The organism is Streptomyces chilikensis (genome assembly GCF_001642695.1).
GTDB classification, from domain to species: domain Bacteria; phylum Actinomycetota; class Actinomycetes; order Streptomycetales; family Streptomycetaceae; genus Streptomyces; species Streptomyces chilikensis.
Genome location: NZ_LWCC02000095.1, coordinates 1 through 20,345, shown reverse-complemented (window position 1 = coordinate 20,345; position 20,345 = coordinate 1). Strand labels below are relative to the sequence as shown.

Sequence of the window (20,345 nt, the reverse complement as noted above, 5' to 3'; positions counted from 1 at the left end):
CGTATTCCTTATTCCTTCATTGCTTCCTGAGGACGGTCAACTGGCCTTCGTTGATGCTCACTTCCTCACCGACCATCGAGATCACCGCGCCGGCGCCGTTGGCGATGACGACCTTGTTCTCGGTGATGCGGATGTACGCGCCGCCCTTGGCCTGCAGGAGGATGCCTTCCTCGGCCCCGTCGTTCATGACGAGCTTGAGCGCGCCCGGTGTCTGCACGACGACCGGCTTGTCGGTGGCGGTCCCGCTGTACGCGTCGGGCGGAACCTCGTTCTGTTCCCCGTACCAGCACCCGGTCCAGATGGGGTAGCTCGGATCCCCCTGCTCGAACTCCACCCAGACGCCCGCGTCCTTCTTCGGCACCGTGAACTGCCCCGCCCTGTCCCCGGTGAACGGCAGACAGGGCAGCGCCCAGGTCGACGGCACGTCGCCGAGAACGTCCGGGACCTCGACGATGAGACGGCCGATCTTCAGAGGGTCGTCGTTGCTGACGACCCGGCCGCGGAACTTGCCGAGATAGCGATTGCTGGGTGCCGCCATACGAGGTGCTCCTGGTCGATGGGTCGGGGCGGGTGGGCCGTGGAGGGCCGGGGCGTGGAGGGGTGGGTCGTGGGCGGTTCTGTCACAGCGGGACGCGGTCCTCGCGGGCCACCAGCCCCTCCCGGGAGAGGGTGAAGTTCTGCTGGTACGAGCCGGGACGCAGGTTGTGGGTGACGGACTTGACGTAGTACAGGCCGTCGTACGCCCGCCCCGAGCCCCGTACACCGACGATCTGGCGCGGCTGCAGGATGTACCCGTACCGCAGCACGTCGAGCGAGCCGGAGCCGGAGACGACGTCGGCGGAGACGGCGGAACGGGCGAGCAGCGCGGCCTCCGCCTGCGAGCGCTGCTGCTTGGCGGTGCCGGTCAGCGTGCGGCGCCGCAGGGCCGGGGTGGGCCGCCTGCCGAGGGGCGGGCGCAGCGGGTCGATGGGCGGCGGGGGGAGCAGTTCGGACTTCCGGGTCTCCGGGTTCTGCCAGCGTGCCTGCGGTTCCTCGCGGGCGGTGCCGTCGTAGGCGAAGGTCAGCTGGTCGACGGTGGAGTGGACGTCCATGTTGACGCTGAGGGCGTGCTGGGGATGGCCCTTGCGGTTCTCGGGACCCCAGTAGGCGAGGGACTCACCGACCGCGGGGCCGGGCTCCAGGTAGAAGGTGTAGCCGTTGGCCCGCGCGAGTTCGGTGACGTACTGAAGGTCGGTCTGAGTCTGATGAGGCACCCGCAGCCGCTCGTTCGGCGGCTGCAGGATCTGCTCGGCGACGACATGGGGCCGGACGCCGTAGCCGGAATACCGGCGCAGGACACCGAGTACCCGCTCGGAGGGTGACTGGCCGGGGTAGCTGGCGGGCCGGTCCTCCAGATCCATGAGGAGGGTCAGGTCCTCGCCGGTGACGGTGAGGGTCGAGTGGCCCGGCTGGTTGCTGGCACCGACCTCATGGCGGACGATCACGCCGTCGAACAGCACCGCCGAGGCCTGCCGGACGCTCACGGTGACCACGATGCGAGTCTTCGGATCGAACCTCCCCTGCGGCAGGAGCTCCCGGGTGATGAGGCCCGTCTTGGTGAGGTCGAAGGCGAGCTGGAAGCCGCTGCGCTCTCCCGCCGTCGCGGTGATCTGGGCGGACAGCAGCGCCTCCGCCACCTCCGAGGGCACGGGCTCGACGAGCTGGGACCCCATGAGCAGCTGAATGCGGACGGGACCCTTCATCACCTCCAGGTCGGACAGGCCGTTACCGATCATGGCTGCCGCCGGGGGAATCCGCCGCTGCCGCCCAGCGGGATGTCGATGACACGCCCTGCCTCGCCGGTCAGCTCCCGAGGGTCGAGCACGGGGTTGGCGTCGGCGATCTGCCACCACTGGCCGGCGTCGCCGAAGTAACGCTGGGCGAGCAGGTCGGGCCGCTCGCCGTCGGCGACGGTGTGGGGGCGGACCTCGTCCCCGTCGGCCGGGAGCGGAGGAAGTAACCGGCGCTTGGCGTACCGGACTTCCGTCCCGTCGGGCATGCGGTGGATCCCGATCTCCGCGTCGTGGTACCGGCTGGTGCGCGGGTACGGGTAGGCGCCCGGGACGGCGTCCAGGACGCTCTCGTACGGCTCGATGTCGGCCATGGCTTCTCTCCTCAGTCCCTTACGGTTCCGACCGCGGCGTTGACCCCGTTGACCCCGGCGAGCCCTGTGAGCCCGAGCTGGGCGAGGCTCCCACCGCGCGCCGCCGCGGCGAGGCGTTCCTTCTGCGCGAGGTGCGCCATGTAGAGGTCGGCGCCCTTGTGGCCGGCGGGGAGGTCGCTGATCGTCAGGATCTTCATCCCGATGCTGAGCGAGGCCCGGATCGGGTTCAGGTTCACGTCGAACGCCGACTCGTTGACCGACAGCTCGGTCAGCCGCACGGGCATCACGCGCTTGCTGCCCCAGGTGAAGAGGGTGAGCGGCATCTCGATCGGGCTGATCTCGATGAACCCCTGCTTCGACAGCTCGCTCGCCTCCCGCAACTGGGCGGTGGTCGGCTGCACCAGCATCTCCAGTGCGGCAAGTTGCGGGTGGATCCCGTCCGGCGCGGCCACCTCCAACTGGTCCGTCGCGTCGATCTCGGCGGTGAACTTCCAGGTCTCCTGAGCGGGACCCTTCAGCCGCAACGCCTCGTTCCGGTCCCCACTCCCGGCCCCGCCCCCGCCGGCGTCCCCACTGTCCCCGGCGGACTGGGGGGCGACACTGCGCTCAAGGGTGTCGGGGTTGAACTGCAGCACGATGATCCGCTGCGGCGTACCGGTGTCGGGGTTCACGACAACGATGCCGGACCGGATGGGCTTGGGAATGTCGGCGTAGCGGGTCACGAGACTCCCTCGCTCCGGTTGTTTCTGTTGACAAAGTATCCTGCCTGAATTCTCAGCTCTTCCGAGGGGTCAGCGACTGCCATATTTCGTACGCTGGGTCCGACAATATCCCAGTCCATGTACAGGGCCGCCAGAAGTCCCGCACGCCTGACCGATGCAAATTTGCTGCGATAAGAATTCAAAATCTCATGCAGGGCATCGGCCGGAGGATCTGCGGACGGAATGCCAACAGAAAGCCGTGTTACCGCTTTTGCGAGTTCGGTCGACGTATTGGCCGCGTGCACCTCGGACAAAAGTTCGTCCACGTCGGTCGTAGTGAAGAAACTGTCAGCCAGTTCAGTGAAGCGCTCTACGTCATCGCTGTCTTCGCCGGTTACTTGAATGTATGCGAAATCGGATTTTACATTTCTCACGTAGTGGAAGAAAAGTTTGCTACTGATCAACCAGACTTTCTCCGAGCCGTGCGCTGTGTTGTTCTCCCTCCCTTCGGTGAATCCGGCTCCTTGCGTAAAGAGAGTCACTTCGTCCGGAGTGGACGAATTCGCTAGAATCAAGCGATTGCCGTAATGACGGATGGGCATTATTTTTTCGCCTTCCTATTTCTTTTTCACTGGTTCCCATACCCACGGAACCTGATTGTCGTCATCCAGGTCTCCACTCTCTTCGATGGATTCTCTAATCCGCTCTCGGATTTCAGTGAGAATCTCTTCCTCGTGAGCTGGCGACACGAAGATGTCCTCGAATTCTGAAATTCGGTCCAGCCAAAGCACCGAGCGATTTAGGTAAAATTGAGGAGTTTCAACACTTTCTTCGAGTTGTTGCTGGGTCGGCTCCTCCCAGCCACGCTTTCGCGCTCGCACCCTCAGTGTGCTTTTCCCGGATGCTATTACGCCCGGGTCTGGCTCCAGGAGCGTTGCCATACTTTCGAGGTCATGAGTGGAGAATTCACTCTTGCTTGCTCCAGGCCTGTAGCCTGTCATGATTGCCAGGATTTCGTCGACCCGCCTGGCGGAAGCAACTGATTTCTGGGGCACCATCAGTCCGCGGCGAAAGATCTCTTGAATTCTGGCCTTCTTGGCGCTTTCATCTTTACCCAGCATGGCCCAGCGCACCTCGCCCCTGCCCACCAGGCGCATCAGTGAAGAACGCATGCTCTCGTCAAGTTCCCGCAAAACTCGATCGAATACCGCTTCTTGCAGCAAATCAGCCGAAATGTCGGAATTCCTGCCCTCGCTTACGTCGGAGGATGCTGTGAGATAGTCGGACCCGAATTCATTCTTGGCGAATATCGCCCTGTCTTGATAGGTTTCCAATTTGTTGTTGGGGAGGAGTATTGCCGCTGCAGGATCTGTTTTGAATCCCCATTTCACTCGAGGTGATTGATCTGTATTGAGTTGCGGGTGAACAACTCTACCTTGTTTGTTGTCCCTCGGTAGAACGTTAGTCACCCAGTCTTCGAAGGCAAGGCTTTGATCTACGAGCGGGACGTCCTTCTGGAGATTCAGAGGAGCGGGTGCCGCGCCTTTTTCACCTCCCTCTCCTTGCGTCTTGTCCTGTGCCTCGCGGGTGGCACGCTTCGCAGCCTCCAAAACCTGCAACTTCTTGAAGTTTTCGACGCTCAATTGTGGGTTCAGTACCGCCTCTACCGAGCCGCTCATGTTTCCCCGGGTGGGGAGGCCCGTCAGTCGATACCAAAAACGCATTGCCGTAAGGGCGCCACGGAGAGGAATACCCTTTACGCCTCGCTTGAGCAGAGCTCGGACTTTAGGGTGAATTTGGGTGACAATCTTTCGCAGTCTCTCATCCTTGGACTCCTTGGAGTCTTCGTCCTTCTTCCGTCGGTCCTTTTCGGTCTCAGGCTTCGATCGGCTGGAAGCGCTCTTCTCCGGGCGAGCCTTCGGCTTGTCCGGGCCCTTCCCGCCCGGCTTGGAGCCAGGTTTGTCCGGAGCGTCCTTGTCCGGCTTCTGCTTCGGCTTGAGTGCTCCGGGGGCGTCCTTGTCGTCCTTGGGCTTGGTGGGCGAGTTCTTCCCGTCAGTCGTCGGCCTGTTCGAGGCCTGGTCCTTCGGCTTGTCGGGGGACTTGCCGTCGGCGTCCTTCGTCTTGGTGGCCGGCTCGGGCTTCGGCTTGGCCGGGGGTTCCGCCTTGGGCTTCGGCTTTGCCGCAGGGGTCGGGCGAGTGTCCGGCTTCTCGTCCTTGTCCTTACTCGTGGCGGGCGTGGGCTTGTGGGGGGCTGCCTGCGTTTGGGGCTTCCCCGGCGTGCCGTCCTTGCCTTGGCCCGACTTCGGCGCCGTGGTCGTCTGCGGCTTGCCGCCCGTGCTCGGCTTCTTCGCGGGATCGGCCTGGGGCTTCTTGTCGCTGCCCTTGTCGTCGGAGCCGTCGGCTCCGTCGCCCTTGCCCGGGCCCGGCTTGTTGTCCTTGCCCTTGCCGGTCAGCTTGGCGGCAATGTCCTTGAAGCGGCGGCCGACCTTGGCGACGTACTTGCCGATGCCGGACAGGAGGGCCTCGTAGGCGAGCTCGAGGAGGGCGACGATGCCTGCGGCGACGGCCTTGGCGAAGAGGACGCCGGCGCCGCCCTGGCGGACGGACCTGAGCCAGCCGAGGACCGCGCCCATGGCGCGGAGGATCGCGCCGAGGGAGCCGATGGCCGTGCGGATGGCGTCGATGACTGCCATCACCCAGCCGGCACCGGGGATCAGCTTGGCGACGACCTTGGTGATGACGATCTCGCCGATGATGAGGGGGAGTTGGGGGACGATCGCGTCCCAGGTCTCCTTGACGATCCGTTCGAGCGTGATGCCGCCCTTGAACAGCCTGTTCAGGACGGCCTTCGGGACGCCGATGATCTCCTGGATCTTGGACTGGAACCACTCCTTGACGGCGCTCTTCACCTCGCGGAAGAGGTGGTTCTTCGCGCCGTCCACCGCGGAGTTCTTGGCGCCGCCCAGCCAGCCGCCGGGATCGGAGAGGAAGTCGACGGCGATCATCATGAACTCGCCGAGCGCGCTCAGCATCCCGGAGGCGAACTGCAGGACCGCCTTCACCGCCGCGACGACGGCCTTGACTGCATCCAGGAGGGCCTTGAGGAGGATGCTCAGGAGGTTGCCGAGGAGCTTGCCGAGGGCGTTGAGGAGGTCGGTGATCGCCTTCTTGAGCGCCTGAGCCAGGCGGTTGACCAGGGCGATGGCAGCGGCGATCAGGTCCGTGATCAGCTTGCGGACGCGGCGAGCGAGTTCGATGACCGCGCGGACCATGGCGAGGGCGAACTCGATCAGGTCCTTGATCATCGTCTTGATCAGTTCGACGATGCCCTTGCGGGCCGCGTTGATCCAGCGCTCGACGGTCTCCTTGAAGTTCTTGATGAAGCCGACGACCGCTTCTCGCGCCGCCCGGATGACCCGGACGATCGCGTTCTTGATCTCGATGACCTTTTGCTTGATCCAGTCGAAGGCCTTGCTGATCCAGTTGCCCGAGTCCTGGACGGCGCCTTCGCGCTGCTTCTCCGCTTCGCGCTCGGCCTTCTGGGCCTCGTCCTGGATCTTCTTGTCGCTGCCCTGCTTCTCCTTCTCGACGTCCTCGTCGGTCTGCTTCTCCTTGTCCTCGACATCCTTGCGGACCTTCTTGTGCCGCTCGGTCTTCTTGTCGCCGAGGCTCTTGAGCTCGTCGTCCTGTTCCTTGCGCCAGTCCTCGCGCTGGGCGGTGACCTCGCTCACGGCCTTCTCGCGCTGACCGGTCTGCTCGTCGGTGTTCCGCGCGATCTCGGAGTCGACCTGGCGCTTGTGCTTGGCCTGCGAGTCACGGAAGCCGCGGTCCTTGGCCTGCCGTCCCTCGGACATGCTCTTTTGGCCGTCGGTGAACGCCCCCTGGAACTGCGGGCCCCGCTCGTGTTCGGCCACCTCGGAAGCGGCCTCCGGCGGTACGGCCCCCGTGACCCCACTGGTCTCGACCGTTCCGCCCGAGCTGCCCTGCCGACCCGGGACGTCGGCGCTCAACTCCTCCTTGGGAGCGTCGGGGTAGACCTGATCCTCGCCCATGCCCCGGCCGGAGTCGTCACGGGCCGTGGCGACGGTCTGCTGTCCCTTGGCGTCGACATGGCCGCCCTGCTCCCCGGCCGTCTGCTCGGCGCCGCCCTTCATCTCCACGCCCGGGGCGTTGCCCGCCTGGGCCTGCTGGAGAGCCTCGTCCTGGGTGGGCAGGCCGGCGAACTTCGCGGCCAGTTTCTGGGGATCCACCACGGGTTTGTCGGCGCCGAACAGGCTCGCGATGCCATTGACGAGCTTGCCGCCGACGAAGCCCAGGGCCATGGCGAAGCTGTCCCAGCCGCCGGGCTCCTCGGCCTTCTCCGCCTCGATCTGGCCCTCGGGCTCCTTGGCCCCGGTGACCTCGGCCTCCTTCTGCTCGGGTGCCTGCGCCTCCTGTGGCTTGTCCTGCGCGTACTGGGCCGGGGCGTCGGTCCTCGGCTTGCCCTGCAAGGTCTTCGGGGCGCCCGCGGGGCGCTGCATGGACGGGGGAGCGGACGCCAGCGTCTTGTGTTCGTCGCCGACCGTGCGGTCCACCGCGCCGCCGACCCCGCTCATGGCCTGGAGCGCCTTGTGCGGCTTGAGCTTGGAGGCCGTCGCCAGACCGGCTTCGGGGGACGCCCCGGAGAGGTTGGGGACCGGCGCGGAGTCCTTCTTGCCCTTGCCGGCGGCCGGGGCGGCACCGCCGCCTCCTCCGGTTCCGCCGCCACCACCGCCTCCGCCGGTGCTGCCTCCGCCGCGCGAGGTCCTCGGGGCGGGTGCGCTCTCCGGCTCGGCCTTCGGCTCCGCAGTCGGCTTGCCGGCTGCAGCCGGGGTCGGATCGGGTGCGGACCGAGGGGAAGTGGGCTTGTTCGCCGCCCGGGCCGGGGCCTGCGTACGGCTCTCCGGCGTAGGCGCGGGGCCGGCCTGGTCGCTACTCGACGCAGGGGGTGGGGCGGGCGGTCCCGCCGGGGTGGCCGGCGCGCCGCCTCCGGCGGGGGAGATGTCGGGAGCAGATCCGGCCGAGTCCGCGCCGGTCGTGCCGCCCGCCCCCGCTCGGCTCTGTGCGGACTGCGTGCCGGCGGCCTGCTGGGACTCCTTCTCGGGGGCGGCGGCACCCTTGTCACCGGCCGCGGCCGTGCCTTGCTCCTCCTTGGCTGCCGACTCCTTGACCGGGCTGCCGCCTTCCGACGTGCCCTCCTGCTTGCCCGGGGCCTCCTGCACCGTGGTCTGGGCGACGACCGGTCCCGCCTTGGGGTCGTCTCCGCTCTTGGGGTCGCGGCTTCCGGCGGCGGGGGCCGCGTCGGCCTGCTCCAGGGCCAGGCCGCCCAGACCCAAGGCGCTGTCCGGCCCACCCTCGGTCTCCGGGGACGGCGAGGACTCCAACTCCGTTGCCAGGTCGCCCGATTCCTCCTCTGCCTCCGCCTCCGCGTCCTCCGCGTCCTCGGCGTCCTCGGCATCCCGTTCGGCCTGTACCTGTTCGGCCCTGGTCGGCGGCGGTGCCGGGAAGGACGGCATGGCCTGGGCGGCACCGGGCTGGGAGGGGTCCAGCTTGTCCGCGGTCGGAACGCCGGAGACGTCGAGGTCCTGCTGCGGTAGGAAGTCCTCCGGCTGCAGCTTGATGTCCCAGGCGCTCGGCTCCCCGCCCCCGACCTCGACCTCGGACCGGCTGGTGGAGTCGAACGGGTCCTCGTCGGTCTCCTCCTCCAGCCCCGCGACATCCTGGCTGCGCCTGCCCTCGAGGGTGCTCCGCTTTCCGGGCAGCTGGGTGTCCTTGCCCGAGGAGGTGGGCGAGTCGGCCGGCTTCTGCTGCCCCCTCTTGTCCTGCTGCTTCAACTGCCGTCCGGCCACGGCCGCTTCGGCCGCCTCCGGCCGGTTCTTCGCCGCGGACTCCTCCTTGCTCGCGGCGGGTGTGTCCTGCCGCTCGGTCTGCTCCTGGCCGCCCGCGTCCGAGGATTCCTTGCCCGACGTCGCGCCGGCGGACCCGCTGCCACTCTGCTGTCCACCGGCTGACCCGGAGGGCGACGGGGTGGACGAGGACCGTTCCGCGCGTGCGGGAGCAGTGGTTCCATCGGACGAGGGAGCCGCGGAGTGCCCGGAACCCGAGCCGGGTCTCCGTACGGGCGACGGCCTGCGTCCCTTCTCGCCCGGTGCCTTTCCGCCCTGCGGTGTGGTCCCTTGCTCCGGAGTGCCGCCGTTCTGCGGCGTGCTGCCGGGCGCGCCCTCGTCGGTGGTCTGTTCCTTCTCGGGCCCGGGTGCCAGGCCCGGTCGTTCCTCCTCGGCCCGCTGTTCCTCGGTCCTCCGTGCCTCGTTCTCGCGCTCGGTGCGGACTTCCTCGGCCGTGTCCGGCTCGATCCGCGGGGCGTCCTGTGCGCTGAGTCCGAGACCGTCCTCGGCGAAGTCGTCGTACGCCTCGATCTCGTCGACGAGGTCCAGGACCCGGTCGTGCTCCGGGCCGAGCAGCCGGTTCTCCAGCCGCACCAGGACTCCGTCGAGCAACTCCTGCGGGAGACGCGCCAACTGCTTGCGGGCGCGCTGGGACAGGTCTTCGGGGTCGCCGCGCAGGGAGCGGACGAGGGAGTTGGCCAGGCGGTCGACGAGGGTGGCCGGGTCGATGGCCTCGGAGCGCATCCGGTCGGCGTCGACGGTGGCGTAGCGGAGCCAGCCGGGGGTGGCCTGGCCCTGGTCGACGTCGGCCGTCTTGGGGCCGGGGGCCTCCGGGTCACGGACGAGGTCCTGGGCCGCGCCCTCGGCCTCACGCTCGATGGCCTGTTGCGGCATGCTCACCGAGCCCAATTCGCGGCCGGCGCGCAGGGTGCCGAGGCCGTGGGGGTTCTGGACGGTGTGGAGGAGTTCGTGGGCGAGGAGGCGGCGGCCCTCCAGGGTGCCGGGCTTGAACGCGCCCTCGCGGAAGAGGATGTCCTGGCCGACGGCGACCGCGTCGGCGCCGAGGAGCTCGGTGAGCTGCCCGGCGTCGCGGTCGGTGTGCAGGCGGACGCGGCTCAGGTCGTGGCCGAGCTGCTCCTCCAGCTCGCGGCGCACGCCCGGGTCGAGGGGCTGGCCGGCGCCGCTGACGATGTCCTTCGGCTCCGGGGTACGGGACTTGGCGGCGCGTTCCTTGCGCTTGCGGCGGCGCGTCTCGGCCGCCGCTTGCTCGGCGTGGGCGTCCTGGGCCCGGGAGTTGCTCACCGGGTCACCTCCCCGTGGCCGCTGAGTCCTTGGTGGACGGCGCGGGCCAGTTCCTGGCCCAGGCGGCGGGCGGAGAGGCCGGCGGGGAGCGGCGGCAGGCCGGAGAGGGCGTCGGCGCGCAGGGCGCCGTCGGCGGCCAGCGGGACGCCGTGGGTGTGGATCAGCCGGGTCAGCTCGTGCTCGAAGGCGGCCGAGACGCGGTCCGCGTCCACGCGGAAGCCGTGGAGGGCGAGTTCGCCGATCTCCACCCGGATCTCCCGGGGCTCCCGGGGCTCCCGCGGCTCGCGGGGCTCGCGGGGCTCCTTGTGGTTTCCCCCGTTCAGACCCATCCCCGTACCTCCCCCGGTGTCAGGGACCGCTCCAGCTTCTGGTACTCCGTGCGGGCCGCCGCCAGCATGTGGCGCATCTGCAGCCGGTCGCCCTCCTCGGCGGCGAGGAACGCGCCGGACAGGGCGATGTTGCGGATCGAGCCGCCCGCCACGGTGAGCTGGGCGAGCAGGTCCGGGTCGATGCCCTTCACCGGGGTCCGGCTCGGGATCACCCGGCGCCAGATCTCGGCGCGCTCGTGCTCGGCCGGGAAGGGGAAGTCGACGACGAAGCGGATGCGGCGCAGGAAGGCGGTGTCCAGGGCCTGCTTCATGTTGGTGGTGAGGACGGCCAGCCCCCGGTAGGCCTCCATGCGCATCAGCAGGTAGCTGACTTCGAGGTTGGCGTAGCGGTCGTGGCTGTCCTTGACCTCGCTGCGCTTGCCGAAGAGGGCGTCGGCCTCGTCGAAGAGGAGCAGCGCGCCGCCGCGTTCGGCGGCGTCGAAGACCCGGCGGAGGTTCTTCTCGGTCTCGCCGATGTACTTGCTGACCACCTGGGAGAGGTCGATCACGAAGAGGTCGAGACCGAGTTCCTTGGCCATCACCTCGGCGGCGAGGGTCTTGCCGGTGCCGGAGCCGCCCGCGAACATCGCGGTGACGCCCAGGCCGCGGCGCAGGGTTCCCGCGAAGCCCCACTCCTGGTGGACGATGGCGCGCTGCCGCACGTGCGCGACGATCTCGCGCAGCACGCTCAACTGCCGCTCATGCAGCACCAGGTCGTGCCAGCCGGCCTGCGGCTCGATACGGCGGCCCAACTGGTCCATGCCGACCCTGGCCTCCTCCAGACCGGCCTGCCAGGCGAGTCGGGCGGCGTCCGGTTCGTCCTCGTCCGGCAGCCGGCGGCGCACGGCGGTGGCCGCAGAGCGGACGACGTGCGGAGGCAGCTGGAACTGGGCGACCAGGGAGCGGAGTTCGTTCTCGCCGAGATCGGCGACGGGTTGGAAGGCCTGGGCCCACAGTTCGGTCTGCTCGTCGTCGTCGAGGTGCGGGACGGTCACCCGGGCGCCGTGCGCCCGCTCCGTGCGCAGCGGGTCCTCGCTCGACACGACGACCGGTACGGCGGCCCCGGCCAGGAAGGCCTCGGCCGCCGCCCGCTGGTCGCGGTCCAGCTCGCCGGACTCCACCAGGAGTGCGGCGGGCAGCAGGATGGCCTCGCGCTGCCAGAGGCGGGCCAGCCGGTCCCGTTCGGCGGGGTCGGTGGGGACGTCCTCGGCGCCCATCGCGTAGAGGCCGAGTCCGGAACGGGCGGCCGCGGCGGCCGCAATGTCGGCCCGGCTGCGCAGGTCGCCGCCGGTCACCTCGACCAGCAGGGGAGCGTCCGGGGCCGTCGCCGTGCTCCATCCCTCGGCGACGCGGCTCGCGGCCAGGTCGTACGACGGCGGGAGCTGCTCCGGCACCGGGACGCGGCGCAGCCGGCCGTGCAGGCGGGTGTCGAGGTAGGGGGAGCCGAGGAGGAAGTGCAGGATGCGCTCGTCCAGGCGCAGCCGGGAGGTCGTCAGGCGGGACTCGTCGTCCGTCTCGACGATCCGCCAGCGCCGCAGCGGCGCCACGGGCGTCAGCGCGCTCCAGTGCGGCTCGGCGAGGGCGGCCAGGGCGAGGGAGAAGGTCGGGTACGCCCGCTGCGGGTCGCCGCAGGCGGCGGCGCAGCGCGCCGCGGTGGTGGGGTCGAGTTCGTCGGCGGCGGTGAGGAGGATCAGGTCGCGCTCGAAGGAGGTGAGGCCGAAGCAGCTGACCAGGGCGTCGAGCGGGGCGGTGCCGGGGGCCGCCACCGGGGCCGGCCGGGCGGAGGCGGCGGTGTCCGGTGCGGGCTCCTCGTCGGGGGCCGCCGCGTCGGAGGCCTGGCGGGCGCGTGCGGCGTGGGCGTCGACGCGGGACAGGACACGGCGGATCTCCGCGGTCAGTGTCGCTTCGACGGCGGTCGCGGCGGTGGGTGCGTCGTCCCCGCCGGTCCCAGCCGAACTGCCCGCCGCACGCGGCCTGTTGACTGCCATGTCCTCACCTGCCCCCGTCGGTCTTCGTGCGTGTCGGTTCGTCGTGCGCGTCAGTTCGCGGTGTCGTCGGACTCGCCGGCCGTGTCCGCCGCACCCGTGGTGCCCGTGGCACCGTCCGTCTTCGCGGACCGGCCGCCCTGTGCCGCCTTGCGGCCCCGCGCCGGAGTTCTGGCAGCGGTCCTGGCGGGTGCCTTGGCGCTTGTCTTCGTGGGTGCTTTCGCCGGCGTCCGGGCGATGGCGGTCTTCGCCGGGGCCCGGACGGCCGTCTTCGCGGCGGTCCCGGCGGTCCCGTTCGCAGCGGCCTCGGTGACGGGCCCGGTGGCGGGCACGGACTCCTCGCCCCCCTCCGCCGGGCCGCTGCCGTCCAGCACCGGCGGCACCGGCGCTCCCGGCGCGCCGAACGGCAGCACCCGCACCTCGGGCCGCTCGACCGGCTTCGCCGCCATCGGCGTTCCGCGGCCGTCGATGAAGACCAGGGACGCCTGGTAGACCACCGACAGCGCGTACGGCGTCTGGTGGAGCATGCCCCACAGCTTCGACGTCTCGTCGATGTCCATCACCGTGGGCGAGAAGCGCACCCGCTGGGCGGCCTCGACCAGGTCGCTGTCCGCCAGGTACGGGTCCTCCTCGGCAGCCTGCTCGATCATGTTCTTCGGCAGGACCGGGATCTCGTGCAGGGTGCGGACCACCGAGCCGATGAGGCGCTGCCCGACCAGGTACGTCTCGTTGCCGTAGGCGCTGATCAGGAAGTGCAGGTCCAGCGCGGCAGCGGGCCGCTTGACCAGGGAGCCGCCGGGTGACCGGGTCGGCAGGTCGTTGTGGCGCATCGAGGTGTTGGGCGTGACCTGGTACAGGAACACGTTGAGGGTGGGCTGGTCCGGCGGCTCGGCCGGCGGCTTGCGCGGCTCGACCTGTACGGCCTCGCCGAACTCCGGGCCCACGTTGGACGCGAGCAGCAGGCAGAGGGCCCGGGTGACATGGGCGATGGCGAGTGCGTTGCTCATGGAGTCGCTTCCTCGGTTCCTCGGTCCGTGGTTCCTCGGTCCGTCATGTCACTCCCGCCCTCGTGCCAGGTACTCCTCGAGGCTCAGAGCCGTGCCGGGCCGCTCCGGCGCGGGTCTGCGCTGCCGTCCGGCCCCGGAGAGGGCGGGCCCGGCCGTCACCTCCAGGCGCCCGATCTGCACCTGCACCACCTGCTCCGGAGCCCGGGACGGCCGCCGCGCGGCGGCCTGCCGAACGGCCTCCCGCGCCGCCGCCGTGTCCTCGGCACTGGGGCGTCCGGCGGGCGGCGCCACGGCCCGCACCGCCGCCCGGTCCGATGCTGGTCTCGGCGTGGAGGCCGTGTTCCGGGCGGCACCACGGTCCGGCGACACCCCGCCCGCCGGTCGCCGTCCGGCCTCCGGGGCCGGCCTCGGCCCCGGCACCACCGGGGCGGCGGGGCGCAGCAGCGGCGCCTCGGGCAGGGGCCTCGGCTCCGGCCGGGGCGCGGGCTCCGGCCGTTCGCGTTCGGTGCGGACGACGGTCCGCTCCCGCTCCGTGTGCGGGCGGGGGGCGGGCGCCGCCGGGCGTGGCGCCTCACCCTCCCGTGCCGGTGACGGCGTGCTGGAGGGCCACAGCAGACCGGTGTCGTCGTCGGCCTCCGCGGCCGTTTCCCGTACCGCCTCGACCCGCTCGAACGGGCCCGGCAGCCGGGGGCGTACCCGTGCCACCCCGGGGCGCGGGCCCGCGGCGGCCGGGGCGTGGCGGGCGATCAGCCGGTCGAGGAAGTCCGCGGCCGGTGCTCCTTCGACGTCAGACATCCACACACAACTCCAGGTAGTAGCGGCGCCGCAGCGGGCTGAGCGCCAGGATCTCCGGTTCGCTCCAGCCGTAGGACGTGGCGAGCAGATGGACGTCGAGCAGCAGATCCCTCGCCCAGGCGTCCAGTTCGGTCCAGAGGTAGGAGGCGATGTCGAGTTCGGCGCGGGTCGCCGCGTCGCACTCGGGGCAGTTGACGTTGAGCGTGACGTCGGCGCCCGGGTCGGCGGCCTCGGCCGCCTCGGCGATCCGGCGCTGCACGGAGGCCGGCAGGCTCCGGGCGGGCACGGCCGCTCCGTCGTGCAGCGCCCGCACCACACACCGTTCCAGCAGGGCGGCACGCGGGTCCGCCGCCCGAGCGGCCGCCGTCAGGTCGGCGGGCCCGGGCAGCCGGAACTCCACGTCCCAGCCGTCCTCCCTGACACGTATCAGCGAGGGGTCCACCGAGCGGTCCGTCGAGGGGTCCACCGGGCGGTCGGCGGAGCCGGAGCCGCCCAGCGAGCGCGCGAAGTCGCCCGCGTCCAGGTCGAACTCCATCTCCGACCCGCACGCCGCGCACTCCAGCCGCACCTGCATGCGGTCCCCGAACAGGGCGCGGCGCAGCGCGAACAGGTCGGCCTCGCGCTCACCGACCGGCAGCACCGGCAGTACCGCCGCGTCGGCGTCCGGCCGCGCGGTGCGGTGCAGCAGCGCGGCACGCCCCGCCGGCGCCACCGCCAGGCCCGCCTCCCAGGCCGCCAGCAGCCCGGCCGCCCCCGTGATCCCCATGACGTCGTCCCCCTGAACGATGAACCGCCTGACCGCTAGGCCGGGTTGAGGAACGAGGGCTCCTGAGGCTCGGGCACCTCGTAGTCCCGCTCCCACCCCTCGCACTCGAGCTTCAGCGACTGGATGGCCACCGCGTTGGCGTTGGCGTCGAGTTCGCCGAGGACCTGGTACTCGCTCGGCCAGGTCCGGTACAGCTTGTGCGAGACGGCGACCTGTCCGGCCTCGTTGAGGACCTGGATCACTATGTCCTTGCGGAAGTCGGCGAGGGACACCTCGGAGCCGAGACCCGCGCCGATCTGCCAGACCTTGTTGGCCCAGCGGTCGAACTCGGGGTCGTGGGTGACTCCGCGCTCCAGGGTGATGCCCTCGAACTCGGAGCGGCCCGGCGACTTGCGCGGGGAGGAGGGGTCGCCGCCGTGACGGTGCTTGACGACCTCGGTGGTCCGCTTCAGCGGACTGATCTTGCTGATGCCGGCGACCGTCCGACCGTCCCACAGGACAAGGAACTTGAAGTTCTTGTAGGGGTCGAAGCGGTGCGCGTTGACCGTGAACTCAGCCATCGGATTCTCGAATCTCCACGATTGGCGGCGCGGCGCTAGAGCGCGAAGTCGCCGGACGTCTGCTGGATCCTGACGATCACGAACTCCGCCGGCCGGACCGGGGCGAAGCCGACGAGGACGTTCACGACACCGTTCTCGACGTCCTCGGCGGTCGTCGTGTCGCTGTCGCACTTGACGAAGTACGCCTCGCGCGGGGTGCCGCCCTTGAAGGCGCCCTGGCGGAAGAGGGTGTGCAGCCACGAGGAGGCGGCGAGACGGACCTGCTGCCAGAGGTTCTCGTCGTTAGGCTCGAACACCACCCACTGCAGCCCGCGCTGCAGGCTCTCCTCAATGTGCAGTGCGAGACGCCGCACCGGCACGTACGCCCACTCGCTGTCGAGCGCGTCCGAGCCCGCGAGGGTGCGCGCGCCCCAGACGACCGGCCCGGCCACCGGGAAGGTGCGCAGGCAGTTCACGCCGAGCGGGTTGAGCAGCCCGGCCTCGCGGTCCGTGAGGTCGACGGTGAGCGAGCGCACGCCCGCGAGTCGCGCCTCGGTCCCCGCCGGGGCCTTCCACACGCCGCGCTCGGCGTCGGTGCGGGCGATGACGCCGGCCACCGCCGCGGAGGGCGGGAAGGAACGCAGCCGTCCCGTGAGCGGGTCGGTGAGCCGCACGTGCGGGAAGTACAGGGCCGCGTGGTCGCCACGCACGGCATCGAACGCGGCCAGCCCGGCGCGGGCGGCGTCGACGCCGGTCCAGGAGCTCGGCGCGTCGGCCAGCAGGAAGATCCGCCGCTCCCGGCACAGCAGCTGGGCCGCGGAGAGGACCGTGAGGGCTTCCTCGGTCTTCTCGTACGCCGCGAGCTCCGGGAGCACGAGGAGGTTGACGTCGGCGACGTCGCGCAGGGCCTGGATGCCGGTCCGGCCGGCCTCGCTGCCGATCAGGTCGCGCGGGCCGGGCGCCGCTCCGTCCTCACCCGAGTCCAGCGGGAACACCGGCGGGTTGACCGAAGCCTCCAGGCCGAGGTCGTTGGCGCACTGGCCGAGGAAGCGCACGACGTCGTCGGGGTCGGTGGATCCGGCGACGACCTGGATCCGGCGACCGAAGGCGGTGACCTCGGCCCCCGCATAGGCGTGGCGTCCGGGGGCGTCGGGCAGGGCGCGCAGCTTGCGCTCGAGGAGCAGCGCCAGCTCGGCCACGCTGCACGGTGCCTCGCCGTCGCGGTCCGGGTCGTGGAGCCGGAACTCGTGCTCCACCTTGCCGATCTTGACGGTCAGGTCCACGGCCAGGTCCGGGAGCTCGTCGCCGAACGGCTTGGAGACGGTGCCGGACGGGTCGGGCCGGCCCTCGCCGACGACCTCGACCCGGACGAGCCGCGACCCCGCACCGATCACGTGCGGTGCGTACCGGTCGTGCGAGGCGTCCATCGACAGGCCGGTGAAGGTCTCGCGGGCCCGGCCCCTGGCGTCGAGGACCCGCAGGTCGAAGGTCTCGTCGGGGCACGGGGTGTCGTGGTCGACGGCGATGCGCAGGCCGTTGCCCCACTCGCCGGGCTCCGCGGCGCGCACCTCGAGGACCGGGCCTTCGCTGTGCCTCTCGGTCGAGCCGAGGGTGACACCGGCGGCCTTGCCGCTGCCCGCCCTGGCGACGCGTACGACGACGGCGACGGAGCCGCCGTTGCCGAAGAACTGGTGCACCGCGTGACCGACGGCGCTGTGGAAGCTCAGTCCGCCGAAACGGCGCTCGAACTCGGCGAAGCTGGTGACGCGGACCGGCTCGTTCAGCGGGCCGCGCCGGGTGTGGCCGACGAAGGCGGTCACCGACGTGGTCGGTGTGGAGATCGTGCGGGTGCTGCTGGGAAGCTCTTCGACGTGGACGCCTGGATATGCAGGCCTGGCGGCGCTCACCGCACTCATCGGCTTTCCCCCTCCTTGGTCCCTGTTCGGACAGCCCTGGGCACCGGACAAATGCACCAGAAGACGGCGGAGGGAGCATTCCCGTTCCGGGACGCGAAGACGCCACCTATCAGGGCGACGTGACAGCGCGCACCGCATCAGTTTCCCCCGTCGAAACCCCGGGCCTCGCGGTCGCCGGGGCCAAGCAGCGCGCTTGTGACTCCTGATGCCTGCGTTCTCAACCCACCTTGTAGTCACGGTAGTTGAAGCGGCAAGAGGTCTTTTGGTCACTCGACGGGAAAGGGCGAGGAGGGGCGTCCGGGCGTTCGGACGTTTCGTCCGCCCGATTGTGCCGGTGATCCACTTCTTTCGGGCGGCACGACTCTCGCACGTCAGTCCGGTGGAGCGGCCGCAGAAGGAAGGGCGCCCCGTGGGGGCGCCCTTCACTAATCGCACACATTTTCACCTGTCCGATTTCCGGGGGTGCGATTCCTCGGACAGGACGGAGGGGTCCCTCCGGTGAAGGACTCCTCCGTTCGGGGGACGGTGCGGACCGCGCGCGGCATGGGCCACATGGTGCGTCCGCGCCGCCCTGTGACTGCTACGCCCTCGCGGCGAGCGCGGCGACCAGGAGGGGGGTGACCTGCTCGACCTGCCAGGGGCGGGCGCCGTGCGCGGCGAGGGCGTCGCCGACCGAGGCGGCGTCGACCGTGCCCGGCGGCGTCCAGCACACCCGCCGCACCGTGTCCGGCGCGATCAGGTTCTCCTGCGGCATCCGCAGTTCCTCCGCCCGCGCCGAGACCGCCGCCCGGGCGGCGGAGAGCCGCGCGGCCGCGGCCGGGTCCTTGTCGGCCCACGCGCGCGGCGGCGGGGGCCCGGCCACCGCCTGCCCCGGCAGCGGCAGCGCGCTCTCCGGCAGGGCCCTGGCCCGGTCCACCGCCGCCTGCCACTGCTCCAGCTGCCGCCGCCCCATCCGGTTGCCGAACCCGCTCAGCGCGGTCAGCGCGTGCACGTTGGCCGGCAGCGCGAGGGCCGCCTCCACGATCGCGGCGTCCCCGAGCACCTTGCCCGGCGAGACGTCACGCCGCCGCGCGATCCGGTCCCGCGCCTCCCACAGCTCGCGCACCACGGCGAGCTGCCGCCGCCGGCGCACCTTGTGCATGCCGGAGGTGCGCCGCCACGGGTCCTTGCGCGGCGCCGGCGGCGGAGCGGAGGCGATGGCGTCGAACTCCTGGAGGGCCCACTCGAGCTTGCCCTGCCGCTCCAGCTCCTTCTCCAGGGCGTCGCGCAGGTCGACCAGGAGCTCCACGTCCAGCGCCGCGTACCGCAGCCAGGGCTCGGGCAGCGGCCGGGTCGACCAGTCCACCGCGGAGTGGCCCTTCTCCAGCACGTAGCCGAGGACGCTCTCGACCATCGCGCCGAGCCCGACCCGCGGGAACCCGGCGAGGCGGCCGGCCAGCTCGGTGTCGAAGATGCGGCCGGGGACCATGCCTATTTCGCGCAGGCACGGCAGGTCCTGGGTGGCGGCGTGCAGCACCCATTCGGCGTCGGCGATCGCCTCGCCCAGCGCGGAGAGGTCGGGGCAGGCCACCGGGTCGACCAGCGCGCTGCCGGCGCCCTCGCGCCGCAGCTGCACGAGGTAGGCGCTCTGCCCGTAGCGGTAACCGGAGGCCCGCTCGGCGTCGACGGCCACCGGGCCGGTGCCGGCGGCGAAGGCGGCGACGACCGCGGCCAGGCCGTCCGCGTCGGCGATCACCGGCGGAATGCCCTCGCGGGGCTCGAGGAGGGGAACCGGCTCCGCCGCCCGGGAAGCAGAAGTCCCGCCGGTTCCGCCGTCGTCCGGAGGGGCGCCTCCGGTGGTTCGCAGTGGGCTGTCTGCTGCGGTGTCATGGGCGTCGGTCACCTGTCAAGGGTATCTGTGTACCGGGCACATGTACCGCGCCCGCCGAGGGAACGTTCCCTCGGCGGGCGCGGCGGTCGTGCGGTCAGTGGATGATTCCGGTGCGCAGGGCCACCGCGACCATTCCGGCCCGGTCCCCGGTGCCCAGCTTGCGGGCGATCCGGGCGAGGTGGCTCTTGACGGTCAGGGCGGACAGCCCCATGGAGACGCCGATCGCCTTGTTCGACTGGCCCTCCGCCACCAGCCGCAGGACCTCGACCTCACGGCCGGAGAGCTCGCGGTAGCCGCCCGGGTGGCTCGGGGCACCCGGGGGGCGGCGGTGCATGCGGTGGGCCACGCCGAGCGGGGCGGCTCCGGGACGGCCCGGCAGGCCGATGTTGGTGCGGGTGCCGGTGACGACGTAGCCCTTGACGCCGCCCGCGAGGGCGTTGCGCACGGCGCCGATGTCGTCGGCGGCGGACAGGGCCAGACCGTTGGGCCAGCCGGCGGCCCGGGTCTCGGACAGGAGGGTCAGGCCGGAACCATCCGGCAGGTGGACGTCGGCGACGCAGATGTCACGGGGGTTGCCGATGCGGGGACGAGCCTCCGCTACGGACGAGGCCTCGATCACGTCGCGCACTCCGAGCGCCCAGAGATGACGGGTCACGGTGGAGCGCACGCGCGGATCGGCCACGACGACCATGGCGGTGGGCTTGTTCGGGCGGTAGGCGACCAGGCTTGAAGGCTGCTCGAGGAGAACGGACACCAGGCCTCCTGGGTGGGGGACGGAGCCGGCTCACGGGGGATGAAGCCGGGACGGACGAACCGTGCTTGCTAGGTCACTGTCTGCTTCGGCACCCGACCCGTCCGCCTTTAGGGAATGATCACGATTTGGTGAGGGGAAATCGGGGCAATTCGGACGCGCGATCGATCATCCGAAGAACGGCGCGAGTCGAACCCTGTCGGCGGGTGGTCACGCGAAGTCGCAAAGTGTCCGTATCGACAAAACCGCAATCACAATGCGGCGCGTGCGCGTGCACGTCGCACGGGGGAGCGGCGCGG

At 70.7% G+C, this 20,345-nt stretch carries 15 protein-coding genes; all 15 read right to left on the bottom strand.

The annotated features are described in order from the left end of the window. Window positions 1–16: 16 nt before the first annotated feature. Window positions 17–538 (bottom strand): phage baseplate assembly protein V, encoded by a 522-nt coding sequence (locus A2U95_RS23860; protein ID WP_166026626.1) that lies wholly within the window; start codon window positions 536–538, stop codon window positions 17–19. An 82-nt stretch (window positions 539–620) separates the two neighbouring features. Next, entirely contained in the window at window positions 621–1,775 is a 1,155-nt protein-coding gene (locus A2U95_RS23855) for a hypothetical protein (RefSeq protein WP_420857046.1), read from the bottom strand. Then, window positions 1,772–2,143, bottom strand: coding sequence for a LysM peptidoglycan-binding domain-containing protein (locus A2U95_RS23850; protein WP_166026624.1), 372 nt, complete (start codon window positions 2,141–2,143; stop codon window positions 1,772–1,774). The genes A2U95_RS23855 and A2U95_RS23850 overlap by 4 nt, the downstream gene beginning before the upstream one ends. Before the next feature lie 11 nt (window positions 2,144–2,154). Continuing rightward, complete coding sequence (locus A2U95_RS23845; protein ID WP_166026622.1) at window positions 2,155–2,865, bottom strand: hypothetical protein; 711 nt, start codon at window positions 2,863–2,865, stop codon at window positions 2,155–2,157. Next, window positions 2,862–3,446: a hypothetical protein gene (locus tag A2U95_RS23840; protein WP_166026621.1), complete on the bottom strand. Its 585-nt coding sequence runs from the start codon at window positions 3,444–3,446 to the stop codon at window positions 2,862–2,864. Before A2U95_RS23840 ends, A2U95_RS23845 begins: the two co-directional genes overlap by 4 nt. A gap of 15 nt (window positions 3,447–3,461) precedes the next feature. Continuing rightward, the gene (locus tag A2U95_RS33430) at window positions 3,462–10,049 is read right to left on the bottom strand and encodes an eCIS core domain-containing protein (protein WP_166026619.1); all 6,588 of its coding nucleotides are present in this window, start codon (window positions 10,047–10,049) and stop codon (window positions 3,462–3,464) included. Further along, window positions 10,046–10,378 carry a hypothetical protein gene (locus tag A2U95_RS23830; protein WP_240957933.1) on the bottom strand — a complete coding sequence of 111 codons (333 nt, stop codon included), beginning with the start codon at window positions 10,376–10,378 and terminating at the stop codon, window positions 10,046–10,048. The genes A2U95_RS33430 and A2U95_RS23830 overlap by 4 nt, the downstream gene beginning before the upstream one ends. Further along, window positions 10,369–12,405 (bottom strand): ATP-binding protein, encoded by a 2,037-nt coding sequence (locus A2U95_RS23825; RefSeq protein WP_166026617.1) that lies wholly within the window; start codon window positions 12,403–12,405, stop codon window positions 10,369–10,371. The genes A2U95_RS23830 and A2U95_RS23825 overlap by 10 nt, the downstream gene beginning before the upstream one ends. Before the next feature lie 50 nt (window positions 12,406–12,455). Beyond that, window positions 12,456–13,409, bottom strand: coding sequence for a Pvc16 family protein (locus A2U95_RS23820; RefSeq protein ID WP_166026615.1), 954 nt, complete (start codon window positions 13,407–13,409; stop codon window positions 12,456–12,458). Between the two features lie 48 nt (window positions 13,410–13,457). Beyond that, entirely contained in the window at window positions 13,458–14,204 is a 747-nt protein-coding gene (locus tag A2U95_RS23815) for a hypothetical protein (RefSeq protein WP_166026613.1), read from the bottom strand. Then, the gene (locus A2U95_RS23810) at window positions 14,197–14,970 is read right to left on the bottom strand and encodes a T4 family baseplate hub assembly chaperone (protein ID WP_166026611.1); all 774 of its coding nucleotides are present in this window, start codon (window positions 14,968–14,970) and stop codon (window positions 14,197–14,199) included. The genes A2U95_RS23815 and A2U95_RS23810 overlap by 8 nt, the downstream gene beginning before the upstream one ends. 35 nt (window positions 14,971–15,005) lie before the next feature. After that, entirely contained in the window at window positions 15,006–15,530 is a 525-nt protein-coding gene (locus tag A2U95_RS23805) for a phage tail protein (RefSeq protein WP_166026609.1), read from the bottom strand. A gap of 35 nt (window positions 15,531–15,565) precedes the next feature. After that, window positions 15,566–17,425: a phage tail sheath family protein gene (locus tag A2U95_RS23800; RefSeq protein WP_166026607.1), complete on the bottom strand. Its 1,860-nt coding sequence runs from the start codon at window positions 17,423–17,425 to the stop codon at window positions 15,566–15,568. A 580-nt stretch (window positions 17,426–18,005) separates the two neighbouring features. Further along, window positions 18,006–19,307 carry an HRDC domain-containing protein gene (locus tag A2U95_RS23795; protein ID WP_166026605.1) on the bottom strand — a complete coding sequence of 434 codons (1,302 nt, stop codon included), beginning with the start codon at window positions 19,305–19,307 and terminating at the stop codon, window positions 18,006–18,008. A gap of 82 nt (window positions 19,308–19,389) precedes the next feature. Continuing rightward, a complete protein-coding gene (locus tag A2U95_RS23790) occupies window positions 19,390–20,049 on the bottom strand; it encodes a helix-turn-helix transcriptional regulator (RefSeq protein ID WP_166026603.1) in 660 nt (219 codons plus the stop codon). Between the last annotated feature and the right edge of the window lie 296 nt (window positions 20,050–20,345).

Coding starts and splice junctions, on each gene's coding strand:
- A2U95_RS23830 (WP_240957933.1), bottom strand. CDS start 10,378: ATGGGTCTGAACGGGGGAAACCACAAGGAGCCCCGCGAGCCCCGCGAG.
- A2U95_RS23860 (WP_166026626.1), bottom strand. CDS start 538: ATGGCGGCACCCAGCAATCGCTATCTCGGCAAGTTCCGCGGCCGGGTC.
- A2U95_RS23805 (WP_166026609.1), bottom strand. CDS start 15,530: ATGGCTGAGTTCACGGTCAACGCGCACCGCTTCGACCCCTACAAGAAC.
- A2U95_RS23820 (WP_166026615.1), bottom strand. CDS start 13,409: ATGAGCAACGCACTCGCCATCGCCCATGTCACCCGGGCCCTCTGCCTG.
- A2U95_RS23855 (WP_420857046.1), bottom strand. CDS start 1,775: ATGATCGGTAACGGCCTGTCCGACCTGGAGGTGATGAAGGGTCCCGTC.
- A2U95_RS23800 (WP_166026607.1), bottom strand. CDS start 17,425: ATGAGTGCGGTGAGCGCCGCCAGGCCTGCATATCCAGGCGTCCACGTC.
- A2U95_RS23810 (WP_166026611.1), bottom strand. CDS start 14,970: ATGGGGATCACGGGGGCGGCCGGGCTGCTGGCGGCCTGGGAGGCGGGC.
- A2U95_RS23825 (WP_166026617.1), bottom strand. CDS start 12,405: ATGGCAGTCAACAGGCCGCGTGCGGCGGGCAGTTCGGCTGGGACCGGC.
- A2U95_RS23840 (WP_166026621.1), bottom strand. CDS start 3,446: ATGCCCATCCGTCATTACGGCAATCGCTTGATTCTAGCGAATTCGTCC.
- A2U95_RS23850 (WP_166026624.1), bottom strand. CDS start 2,143: ATGGCCGACATCGAGCCGTACGAGAGCGTCCTGGACGCCGTCCCGGGC.
- A2U95_RS23815 (WP_166026613.1), bottom strand. CDS start 14,204: ATGTCTGACGTCGAAGGAGCACCGGCCGCGGACTTCCTCGACCGGCTG.